Source organism: Clostridium sp. HV4-5-A1G, assembly GCF_900184915.1.
In the GTDB taxonomy this organism is placed as follows: Bacteria; Bacillota; Clostridia; order Clostridiales; family Clostridiaceae; genus Clostridium_B; species Clostridium_B aromativorans.
Map to the genome: position 1 here is coordinate 1 of NZ_FXYI02000111.1, position 11936 is coordinate 11936.

Genomic DNA, 11936 nt, shown 5'->3' on the forward strand with positions numbered 1-11936 from the left:
TTATATAATTGTATTTTACCCATATAATAGTAAAAATTATTCTTTAATATATAACAAATTTAGGTACATATATATTATGAAACATCATAAGACAGTAATCATCACTCATTCCAGATATATAGTCCGCCACTCCCCTGTAAACTCCTTCTCTTTTCACAATATCCAGATAAAATTCAGGCATTTTATCTGGATATTTGAAAAAGTAATTAAATACCTGTTCCAGTACAAACTTAGCTTTATCTCTTTCAGCTTTTAATATATCTCCCTTGTATATTCTTTCAAACATGAAATTTCTAAGAACGCGAAGTGCACTAAATACTTCATCACTAAGAGCTACTTGTTCCGTCCCGTTTTTAATATTTTTCAGAGTAGTATATATACAGTTCTTTACGAGGGTATCTATTCTATTACTGTTAGTGCGTCCCAATACTTTTATGGCAATATCCGGTATATCTTTTTCTTCCAGCATCCCAGCCCGTATGGAATCATCTATATCGTGATTTACATAGGCTATTTTATCACTATATCTAACTACCTGTCCTTCTAGAGTGCAAGCTTTTGATTTATCTGTGAAACCACTGTGATACAGTATTCCATCCAGAACTTCTCCTGTAAGATTGAGGCCCCTGCCCAATTTTTCTATTTTAGTAAGCACTCTTACACTGTTCTCATTGTGCTTGAACCCTTCCGGCAAGAGTTTATCGAGAAGTTCTTCACCGCTGTGAGCAAAAGCTACATGTCCAATATCATGACCCATAGCTATAGCTTCTATTAGATCTTCATTCAGCCCTATGCCCTTGCCTATTGTCTTTCCTATCTGATTTACTTCCAGCGTATGAGTAAGCCTAGTTCTATAATGATCTCCCGGTGTTTTTATATACACCTGAGTTTTATGTTTAAGTCTTCTAAAGGACTTGCTGTGTATTATTCTATCCCTATCTATCATATAATCAGTCCTAATAGCGTCTTTTTTCTCTTTAATATTTCTCCCCATTGTTTTAACAGAAAAGGCAGCCTGAGGTATTAGTATCAACTTTTCCTTGTTTTCTATTTTTTCTCTTATATTCATATAACCACCTCATGAATTTATTCTATCCCACCATTAAAAACTCCTTTTTTTAGTGAAAATGTATAATATGAAGAAAGCTTTAATATTATTATAGAGAAAGAACTTTTAAGGAGTTTTATATGGATTTATTATCTGAAGAAAACGTAAAAAAATACGTTCTGCCCCAATATAATATGGTAAACGCAGATATATCTAGAATTAAATTCAAAGATACAGACAAGCAAAGAGCTGTATACAAAATAAATTATTTAAATAAAAGTTATTGTCTAAAAAAAGTATATTTCGATGAGAGCAATTTGCTTTTTGTATACTCTGCCATAGAATGGCTTTTTAGGCATGACATTAGAGTCCCCAGAATATTGCCTACAATTCACAGAGAACGATTTGTAAACTACAAAGAAATGCTCTTTATAATGACTCCCTGGATAACTGGCAGCAAATGTGACTATGACAACAACAAGCACTTATTACATGCAATTTCTAATTTATCCAAAATGCACAGTGTAAGTAAAAATTTTGTTCCAATTGATGGGAGTACCCAAAGAGTAAACTTTGAAAATATATATATATCTTTTCAGAAACATTTAAATCAGCTTCTAAACTGCTCAAATTTAGCTTTCAAATATAATGATAAATTCTCTGCACTATTTTTGCAGAACTTTGAAATTAATTTTATACTGGCAAAAATATCAGCCAGAATATCCTCTACTATTGATTATAAAAATTTAAGCACTTGCTTATGCCATTTAGATTACGTAAATAAAAACATAATATTTGATGAAGAGGACAACATCTGGGTAATTGATTTTGACAAATGCAGCATGGACTACTGTGCCCATGATATATCCTATTTTTTAAGAAGGTTTTTAAAAAGAACCACTACCAACTGGAGGTTAGATAGCACTATATCCTGCCTTGAACTATATGAAAAAATTTTTCCATTAACTTTAGATGACTATAAATACATTATCTCTTATTTATCTTTTCCTCAAAAATTTTGGAAAATATCCAGAGATTACTACAATAATATATTAAAATGTAACCACAATTCCTTTTTTTATTTATTAAAAAAAGCTTCCAGCAATTGTATCAATCAGCTTGAATTCACAATAGAGTTTGGAAAATACGTTGAAAAAAAATTCAATATCAACTGTAAATTGTAAGCTATAAATTTGATAAATATCCAAACATTTGTAAAGCCGATCTTTCCATAAAAAGTGGTAAGATCGGCTTGATATTTTTATTATCTCGGATTTCTCACCTGAGCCTGGGCAGCAGCCAGTCTCGCTACAGGTACCCTAAAAGGTGAACAGGAAACATAATCAAGTCCAACATCATGGAAAAATTCTACAGATGAAGGATCTCCACCATGTTCGCCACACACTCCAAGGTGTATATCAGGTCTAGTCTTCTTTCCTAACTTTACAGCCATTTCTATAAGCTTTCCTACTCCAATTTGATCTACTTTCTGAAATGGATCAAATTCATATATCTTCTTATCATAGTAGGAGTTCAAAAACTTGCCTGAATCATCTCTTGAAAATCCAAAAGTCATCTGAGTCAAATCATTGGTGCCAAAAGAGAAGAACTCAGCTTCAGTTGCTATTTCATCAGCAGTAAGTGCAGCTCTTGGAATTTCTATCATGGTTCCCACTTTATATTTTAGTTCTACTCCGCTATTTTTTATTATTTCATCTGCTACTTTTACAACTGTATCTTTGATATATTTCAATTCTTTTAACTCTCCTATGAGAGGTATCATTATCTCCGGTACTATATCATATCCCTTTCTCTTCTTTACATCTACAGCAGCCTCTATAATAGCTCTAGTCTGCATTTCCGCTATTTCAGGGTAGGAAACAGTAAGCCTGCAGCCCCTATGTCCCATCATGGGATTGAATTCATGAAGAGATCCTATAGTGTCCTTCAATTCCTGGAAGTCTATACCCATTTCCGCAGCCAAATTTCTTATATCATCTGTATCTGTTGGCAAAAATTCATGTAATGGCGGATCCAAAAATCTGATCGTCACAGGTCTTTCCTCCATAGCCTCATATATACCGACAAAATCCTCTTTTTGTCTCGGTAAAAGCTTATTCAGTGCTCTTCTTCTCTGTTCCTCTGTCTTGGAAACTATCATCTCTCTCATTTCTGGTATTCTATCCTCATCAAAGAACATATGCTCTGTCCTACAAAGTCCTATTCCCTCAGCTCCAAATTCAACTGCCTGTCTGGCATCCTTTGGAGTATCAGCATTGGTTCTAACTCCCATCTTTCTTATATCATCAGCCCAGCTCATAAATGTACCAAAATATCCAGATATTTCAGGTGACACCGTTTTTATAGGCTCTCCATATACATTTCCTGTACTTCCGTCTAATGATATGTAATTCCCTTCTTTATAGATCTTGCCTGCTCCTTTAAAAGTCTTTGTCTCTTCATCTATTATCAGATTACCGCATCCAGCCACGCAACAAGTTCCCATACCCCTAGCTACCACAGCTGCATGAGAAGTCATTCCACCCCTTATTGTAAGTATTCCTTCTGAAGCTGCCATACCTTCTATATCCTCGGGGGATGTCTCTAACCTTACAAGTATTACTTTTTCTCCCCGATCATGATGTTTTTTCGCATCCTCTGCTGTAAAATATATTTTTCCACAAGCAGCTCCCGGAGATGCCGGAAGTCCCTTTGCTATTACAGCTGCTTTCTTGAGCTCATCCTTATCAAAATTCGGGTGAAGCAGTGTGTCAAGTTGTTTAGGTTCAACTTTAAGGATGGCCTCCTTTTTGCTGATAAGACCTTCCCCCACCATATCCACTGCTACTTTAAGTGCAGACTGTGCGGTTCTCTTCCCATTTCTAGTTTGAAGAAAATATAATTTTCCCTGTTCTATGGTAAATTCCATATCCTGCATATCTTTATAGTGATTTTCCAATTTCTGGGCTATATTCATAAATTGAGAATAACATTTTGGAAGATCTTCTTTTAACTTTGTTATAGGCTGTGGTGTTCTTATTCCTGCAACTACATCTTCCCCCTGCGCATTTATAAGATATTCACCAAATATAGACTTCTCCCCTGTAGCAGGATTTCTTGTAAATGCCACACCAGTACCTGAAGTTTCTCCCATATTTCCAAATACCATAGATTGTACATTTACAGCCGTACCCCATTCACTTGAGATATCGTTTAATCTTCTATACACTATAGCTCTCAGATTATCCCAGGACCTAAATACAGCAGTAATAGCTTGTATTAATTGTTCCTTAGGCTGTTGTGGAAAGTCACTTCCCATTTCACTATTGTAAATTTTCTTAAATTTCACAATTATTTCCTTTAAATCAGATGCATCTAAGTCGGTATCATATTCAAGATTCCTTGCATCCTTTACTTCATCCAGTATATCCTCAAATTTTCTTTTTTCAATTCCCATAACTACATCTGAAAACATCTGAATAAATCTTCTATAGGAGTCATAGGCAAATTTTTCATTTCCCGTAAGTTTACTTAATCCCCTGACAGTGTCATCGTTTAAACCTAAATTAAGTATAGTATCCATCATTCCAGGCATGGAAACCCTTGCTCCTGATCTTACAGAAACTAAAAGTGGATTTTCTATATTTCCAAATTTTTTACCTGTTTTTTTTTCAATTTTTTCAAGTGCGGCATAAATTTCATCCACAATGCCCCTGGATATGATCTTACCGTCTTTATAATATTTTGTACAAGCTTCTGTAGATATGGTAAAACCCTCTGGAACAGGTATGCCGATATTTGTCATCTCTGCCAAATTGGCACCTTTTCCGCCAAGTAGATTTCTCATACCAGCATTTCCCTCATTGAAAAGATAAACATACTTTTTGTCTGCCATATAGAACATCCCCTTTTTTATAAAATTTAGCATGTTTTATATATACATCAACGAATAAATTATTCCGTATACCAATCTATTTGTTTTCCCCTATTTTTACAAAAAGCCTTGTTATATTTGTCTTTGAAACTTTACCTACAATTTTAAGCACTTCATTATTCAACCTGTCTCGAGATTTTTCTACCACTGGCAAACTATCCACTTCATGCTCCATTATCTTTTTAGCTGCCATGTAAGCAACATCATCCTTTTCAACAAATATTATATTTGGCATTCTGGTCATTATTATTCCCACAGGTATTTTATGCATATCGGTACTTCCAATAGCTATCTTCAAAAAATCCTTCCTGGAAACAGCACCTATAAGAAGCCCTTTATTTTCTATAAACAAAGTGCCAACATCATTCAAAAATAAGTATACTATGGCATCATAAACGGTAGTATTCTCATCCACTACTACTGGTTTTGACATTATATCGCTTACTTTTATATTCATTATATAATCGTATATAAGGCTATGGGAAGGTTTTTTAGAATATATATATCCTACCTTAGGTTTTGCCTCCAATATGCCCGTCATAGTAAGTATAGCTAGATCTGGTCTAAGTGCTGCCCTTGTGACATTTAATCTAGATGCGAGCTGCTCACTTGTTATGGGTGCATTATCCCTTACTAATTTTATTATTTTCTCTTGTCTCGGTGATAATTTAATAATATTCACCCTCTCTCTTTGTAGTAAAGTCAATAATTTCTGCAGATATTCACTAAGAGGAAATTTAACATTAGTATTTAAGCTACAATATTACAAAATTATTATACCACATATATATTAATGAATAGTATATGTTTTTTTATTTTATCCAATATTATGAATAAATCTCAAATTTATATACTATTCATTATATGTTTTAACACTAATTGTATTATATAATTCTAATTTTTATCCTTATCAGTATCTTTCTCCTGTCCATTTTCATCATCATCTATATCATCAAATTTTACAGTATATTTATATGTGTTTTTATCCTGCTTGTCATCTTTGTGTTTGAATTTATCCTTAACTGAAGATGCAGCATCAAACACCCTATCCTTCATTTCATTTACAGTACTCTTCATTCCGCCTTTTATTACCTTATTCACCACTTCTACAGTTCCATCATCTTTCGTTATCTCTATAGTCACCTGTGTAATCACTGCAGTCAATATCCCTATAGCTATAAGCGGCGGCCATACAAGAGCTGTCAAAGTTGCTGCAATACCTGCATTTACAGGAATGTCAACTACCACCTTATCACCTTTTTTTATCTTTACTCTATTTACATTGCCTTTTTTCACTAAATCCTTCAGCCATTCCAAAAATTCATCCTTAGTGGTGTATAAACTATCCTTGGCCGATTTTTTATTTTGCTCTATATATATGAGAGCATCAACCACATTTCCTTCACAAACTTCTAATGCCTCTTTTGCCTCAGAATAATTTACCCCTGTTCTCTCTCTTATAATATCAATTTTTTCCAATGTTATCTCACTCATGTTTTTCTCTCCTTTTAGATTTTATTTTTCTCAAAATTTTTAAGATACCTTAAAGTGTCAAGACTTTTAGGTTTCCTAAAATAATTTTGGGAAATAACCAGGTTCAAAACCTTATACAGTTCTTTCTTTACTTTATCAGACAATACAACTTTATATACATTTTCAAGAGAAATCTTTGACAAATATTTAAGTGCACTGCCAGTGGCATAATCTATATGCAAACCATTGATCTTTTTACATTTATCGCAGACACCTCCTGAATATTGAAAACTGAAATAATTAAATGAAGCCATCTTTTTTCTACATATACAGCAGTAATCAAAATTCAACTCATAGCCTGTGGCCTGTAAAATTTTCAACTCAAATGATCTGGCTAGAATTTCAATGTCCACTGCATGACTCCTTATGAGATAAAACGCAGTAACCAGTTGTTTAAACATCTCTTCGCTTTTTTCCCCATCACTCATGGCTATATCTATGAGTTCACAAAAATAAGAAGCATAAGTTAAATCATTTAAGTCGTCCAATAAATCTTGAAAAGAATCTATTAAAATACTTTCGTTTATTACATATAGACTCTTTCCCTTGTATAAAACGTAGTCTCCGTAACAAAATTGAAGTGTAGTTGAAAACAATGAGTTCCTGCTTCTTTTCGCCCCTCTAGCTATGGTGGACACCTTACCCAACTTCTCAGTGAAAAGCCAAACCAACTTGTCAGATTCCTTTATATCTTGAGTTTTTATTATTATAGCTCTAGTTTTAAATATGGACAGATAATCATCTCCCTGTCTATAAGTTATATTATATCCTTTTTTAAGGAGAAAAACATTCCTTCTGAGTAAATATCACTTTATTTTTTATACCCTAATTCCTTCAGCAGTCTGTCATTGTCTCTCCACTCTTTTCTTACTTTTACCCAGACTTGCAGATATACTCTGGAATTTAAAAATTTTTCAATATCCTCTCTCGCATAAGAGGATATCCTCTTTAACATGGAGCCATTTTTACCTATTATTATTCCCTTGTGTGATTCCTTCTCGCAAATTATATTTGCCTCTATATTGTATATTCCCTTAGGATCCTTCCTCATAAATATTATTTCAACAGCTATACCGTGTGGAACTTCCTTGGAAAGGAGTCTGAGAGATTTCTCTCTTATAATTTCAGAAACTATAAATTTTTCCTGCCTGTCAGTAATAACATCTTCTGGATAATATTTAGGTCCTTCCGGCATATACTTTACCATAAGTTCCAATAATTCATCAGTATTTTTCTTTTTCAACGCAGATACAGGTATTATTTCCTGAAAATCAAAGAATTCAGAATAGTTTTTTAAAGTTTTTGCCACCCTGGAAGCAGGATTTTCGTCTATTTTATTCAACACCAAAAATACTGGTATCTTGGTGGTTTTTATATTTTCCAGTATATATCTATCCTCTCTTCCTATCCCGTCCTGGGGAGTAGTCAAAAAAATTACCAGATCCACATCCTTGATGGAATCCTCCGCAGATTTCACCATATAATCTCCCAGTTTATCCTTGGGTTTATGAATACCGGGAGTATCTACAAAAATCAACTGGAAGTCCTCTTCCGTCAAAATGGTATTTATATTGTTCCTGGTAGTCTGCGGCTTACAGGATACAATAGACAATTTTTCTCCCATAATTCTATTGGTAAGCGTTGACTTTCCCACGTTCGGCCTTCCTATTATTGTAATAAATCCTGACTTAAACATAAATTTTCTCCTTATTCATCCAAATATTATAAATAAAAAAACTGTTATCAAAATGCCAAATACCGCTCCGAAAATCACTTCTGTAATAGAATGAGCTTCTGAATCCACCCTGCTTTGAGCCACTATAAAGGCCATGAGATAGCTCAATATAACTACCGCAAGCTGTCCCGTTATCAAAGCTATAGTAGTGGCTATGGAAAAAGCTATGGCACTATGTCCGCTGGGCATTCCTCCCTTAAGCGGAGTACCTTCTCCAAAAATGGCTTTTACAATTATGGTAGTTATACATACAATGGCAAGTATTATAAATATCGTATAGGGATTTGTACTTTTAACCTTTTTTATAACCATAAAATTTATATACTTCAATTTATCCCAAAATATTATATATCCCACCACTACAGCATTTATAGCCGAAATAAGCACTGCTCCCGCTGCAACATTTTTTGCAATTTTAACTAGTGGATGATAATAATTGGTAGTGGCATCTATGGCAAATTCCACTGCCGTATTAAAAAGCTCTGCCATGATGACCATACTTATGGTTATCACAATAGCTAAAATCTCCATTTTGCTCAAATCATAGAAAAAACACATAGTAAGTACTAAGACAGCTGCTATCATATGTATTTTCATATTTCTCTGTGTTCTAACAGAATATATTATCCCCTCAATTGCGTAATTGAAGCTATCCAACAATTTTTTAACTTTCATTGTACAATCACCATACTTCAGAATTTAAAATTATCTCTTACAGTTCAAATTCCCGTAATATTTCCTCTTCTCTCCTTCTCATAACTTTTTTGTCCTCATCTTCCATATGATCATATCCCAAAAGATGAAGCAGCGAATGTACTGTCAAATAGCATACCTCTCTTAAAAAGGAATGACAAAATTCTCTGCTCTGTTCCTCTGCTTTTTCAAGAGAAATAGCTATATCCCCCAATACTAAATTTTCCCCATCCATGTCACTTGGCTGAAAATCGTAATTGGTATACACATCCTTAAATACCCGGCCTTTTGGATATTCCAGCATTGGAAAAGACAACACATCTGTTGCTCTATCTATATTCCTATTTTCCCTATTTATATCTTTTATATGATCATTATCTACAAAAATCACACTTATTTCACAAGGTAAATTTACCTCTTCCTCTTTTAAAGCATACTCTATAATTTCTCTAATACTGTGTTCCATCTCTTTCGTAATCTCTATCTTATCCTGCCTATTGTCCAAAAAAATCACTTTTTATCCTCCTGTTTTAACTTATTCATGACTTTATCGGAAAATTTATCCGATGGATATTCTATTCTATGGTGATATATTCCAACCAAAACTTTAAAAAATTCATTCTTTATTTTATTTATATCTTTCAAAGTCAAATCGCAATTGTCAAGTTGACCCGCATCCAGCCTATCCTTTATTATATTGTCCACCATTCCCTGAATCCTGCCCTTATCAGTATCATTAATAGATCTTACAGCAGCTTCCACTCCATCGGCCAGCATTATTATACCAGCTTCTTTAGTCTCTGGTATAGGGCCGGGATATCTAAATTCATCTTCATTCACATCTTCTGGATCTTTACATGAGTTCTTCATGGTCAAATAAAAATATTTCACAAGGGATGTTCCATGATGTTGTTCTATAATATCTTTTATTATTTTAGGCAAATTATACTCATCAGCCATTTCCGCCCCATCTTTAACATGAGATATTATTATCAAAGTACTCAAATTAGGAGTTAATTTATTGTGTGGATTATCTTTTCCCACTTGATTTTCTTTAAAAAAATATGGTCTTTTTATTTTCCCTATATCATGATAATAAGCCGCAACTCTAGCTAAAAGTGGATTACCTCCAACTTTTTCAGCTGCCACTTCCGCTAAATTTCCAACTAATATACTGTGGTGATAGGTCCCAGGCGCTTCTATCAGAAGTCTTTTTAATAGGGCATTGTTGGGATTTGAAAGTTCCAAAAGCTTTATAGTAGTAACTATATTGAACACGCCCTCAAATAGAGGAAGAAATCCTATTACCAATATTCCGGAAGTTATACTGGCAATTCCTGCAAATATACCTTTTTTAGCTATATCCAACATATTGTTGCTGAGTAAAAACCCCATGGAGAAGGTAAGTATACCATTTATGACAAGCATGTAAAGAGAAGCAAATAATATGTCATTTCTCTGCTGCATTTTTTTAAGTATAGTAGCTCCCATTACTGCATTTACAAGAGCTACTATAGTTATATCCGGGCTAAATTCCACCGCTGCACTTATAAAAACACAATTCAACACATTTACAGCTAATGACACTTTATCATCTAAGAGCAGTGTCATTATCATAGGTACAAATGTCAGAGGTATTAAAAAAGGCGAAGCCAAATCGATAGTCCTAGATAAAAGCACACTCAAACAGCTGAGTGTATCAATCATTACAAGCATTTTGGTATTTTTATAAATCTTCCTACTATATTTATATAAATAAACCCATTGAATAGTCAATATCAAAAGTACCAATAAAGCCAACGGGAAATAAATATGCCATTGAAAATAGGGACTGTCATCTAAAAGTCCTAAATCATCCAGCATCTTTATCTGATATTTAGTTACAGGTTCCCCTTCTTTTACTATAGTCTGATCCTTTTTTATCATGACAGGCAGAACTTTTTTCTCCGCCTCTTTCCTCAATTCCTCAGTTTTCTCTTTATCATAAAAAAAATTAGGTGAAATTAAAGAAAATCCTACATCAGTAGCCAACTGTCTTAAATTCTTATTGAAATTTGAAGTACTTACTTTAAGCAGTATGCTCTGCTGGGCTTTTTTAATATCTGCCTGGTTATCCTTCTGGGTATTATCACTTATATTATTATTATCATACATATCCGCTATAGTTTTTTGTAAAAAGTCCTGAAGCTGTTTTGCTTCGTCCTCGTTAAGTCCTATTATACTCAGGTAATCCTCATCATTTAAATTTATATTGCCTTCACTTTTTAATTTTTTCAATTTGCTTTTTTCATCTAATTGAGAAGCCCTTAACTGGTTCACTTTAGAAAAAAAGTCATTTAATTTATTTAAACTTTCCGTTTTCACTTCAGGTTTTTTGTTGTATTGAATAGGGACAGCATCCACTGCCTGCTGTATTTTTGTCTGAGTAGACAATTCGTCTTTAGCCTCTCTAGGTGCCTTTATATCAACTTTTGCAATATCCCCTTCCGATAAATTATATTTTTTTGTTGTAAGTCCAGACGCCAGCAAAGAATAAATAAATATAAAACTTATGATAAAAATAATTATCCTATCAGTCTTTTTCTTTAAAAAAATCTTCTTTAATGACAATTTTTTCAATTAAAATCACCCTTTGTTTTTACTACTCTATAAATTCACTTTAGTTTTTGAGCTTTCCCTTTATCTCTGAACATCAGAAACCGCTATATTTTCCTCCGCTGCGACCTGAACTTTCACTTTATAAGATTCACCAGGTTCATAGGTGACCCTTTTATCTACAATTTTTATGGATTTATCTAAATTGGAACATATACTTTTATAAAGTTTCTGTCCTGTATCCTTTACTATCTTCTGGACATTCCCTTTTATTACTGTCTTTTTAACCTCATAGTAAGTTTCCCTACCAAAAATAAATTTGCTTTCCTCTATTTTATAATATTTATTAAATTTATTATTATGTTTTTTTAAATATACATTCTTACCTCTAAAATTAA

The 11936-nt window shown here is 33.4% G+C and carries 11 protein-coding genes; 1 reads left to right on the forward strand and 10 read right to left on the reverse strand.

Annotated elements, in window-relative coordinates; genetic code table 11:
- Nucleotides 1-43 precede the first annotated feature (43 nt).
- Complete coding sequence (locus tag J5G60_RS12055) at nt 44-1069, reverse strand: deoxyguanosinetriphosphate triphosphohydrolase (RefSeq protein ID WP_150357234.1); 1026 nt, start codon at nt 1067-1069, stop codon at nt 44-46.
- Between the two features lie 119 nt (nt 1070-1188).
- On the opposite strand from J5G60_RS12055, the gene J5G60_RS12060 reads away from it, so the two are divergent.
- Nucleotides 1189-2232 carry a CotS family spore coat protein gene (locus tag J5G60_RS12060; protein ID WP_150357233.1) on the forward strand — a complete coding sequence of 348 codons (1044 nt, stop codon included), beginning with the start codon at nt 1189-1191 and terminating at the stop codon, nt 2230-2232.
- Nucleotides 2233-2312: 80 nt separating this feature from the next.
- Here the strand turns inward: J5G60_RS12060 and ppdK are convergent, their stop codons facing one another.
- From ppdK to J5G60_RS12105, 9 genes are all read right to left on the reverse strand, one after another.
- The gene (gene ppdK / locus J5G60_RS12065) at nt 2313-4943 is read right to left on the reverse strand and encodes a pyruvate, phosphate dikinase (protein WP_150357232.1); all 2631 of its coding nucleotides are present in this window, start codon (nt 4941-4943) and stop codon (nt 2313-2315) included.
- Nucleotides 4944-5019: 76 nt separating this feature from the next.
- The gene (locus J5G60_RS12070) at nt 5020-5664 is read right to left on the reverse strand and encodes a helix-turn-helix transcriptional regulator (RefSeq protein WP_150357231.1); all 645 of its coding nucleotides are present in this window, start codon (nt 5662-5664) and stop codon (nt 5020-5022) included.
- Nucleotides 5665-5876: 212 nt separating this feature from the next.
- Nucleotides 5877-6476 carry a DUF4342 domain-containing protein gene (locus J5G60_RS12075; protein ID WP_150357230.1) on the reverse strand — a complete coding sequence of 200 codons (600 nt, stop codon included), beginning with the start codon at nt 6474-6476 and terminating at the stop codon, nt 5877-5879.
- A gap of 14 nt (nt 6477-6490) precedes the next feature.
- Nucleotides 6491-7276: a DNA repair protein RecO gene (recO, locus tag J5G60_RS12080; RefSeq protein ID WP_236035283.1), complete on the reverse strand. Its 786-nt coding sequence runs from the start codon at nt 7274-7276 to the stop codon at nt 6491-6493.
- A 50-nt stretch (nt 7277-7326) separates the two neighbouring features.
- Nucleotides 7327-8211, reverse strand: coding sequence for a GTPase Era (era, locus tag J5G60_RS12085; protein ID WP_150357228.1), 885 nt, complete (start codon nt 8209-8211; stop codon nt 7327-7329).
- A gap of 15 nt (nt 8212-8226) precedes the next feature.
- Entirely contained in the window at nt 8227-8925 is a 699-nt protein-coding gene (locus J5G60_RS12090) for a diacylglycerol kinase (RefSeq protein ID WP_150357227.1), read from the reverse strand.
- A 37-nt stretch (nt 8926-8962) separates the two neighbouring features.
- On the reverse strand, nt 8963-9457 hold the full coding sequence (gene ybeY, locus J5G60_RS12095; RefSeq protein ID WP_150357226.1) for an rRNA maturation RNase YbeY: 495 nt from the start codon (nt 9455-9457) through the stop codon (nt 8963-8965).
- Nucleotides 9454-11562: an HD family phosphohydrolase gene (locus J5G60_RS12100; RefSeq protein WP_150357225.1), complete on the reverse strand. Its 2109-nt coding sequence runs from the start codon at nt 11560-11562 to the stop codon at nt 9454-9456. Before J5G60_RS12100 ends, ybeY begins: the two co-directional genes overlap by 4 nt.
- A gap of 60 nt (nt 11563-11622) precedes the next feature.
- Nucleotides 11623-11936: sporulation protein YqfD (locus J5G60_RS12105; protein ID WP_207876547.1), on the reverse strand; the 314-nt coding region annotated here is incomplete at its 5' end.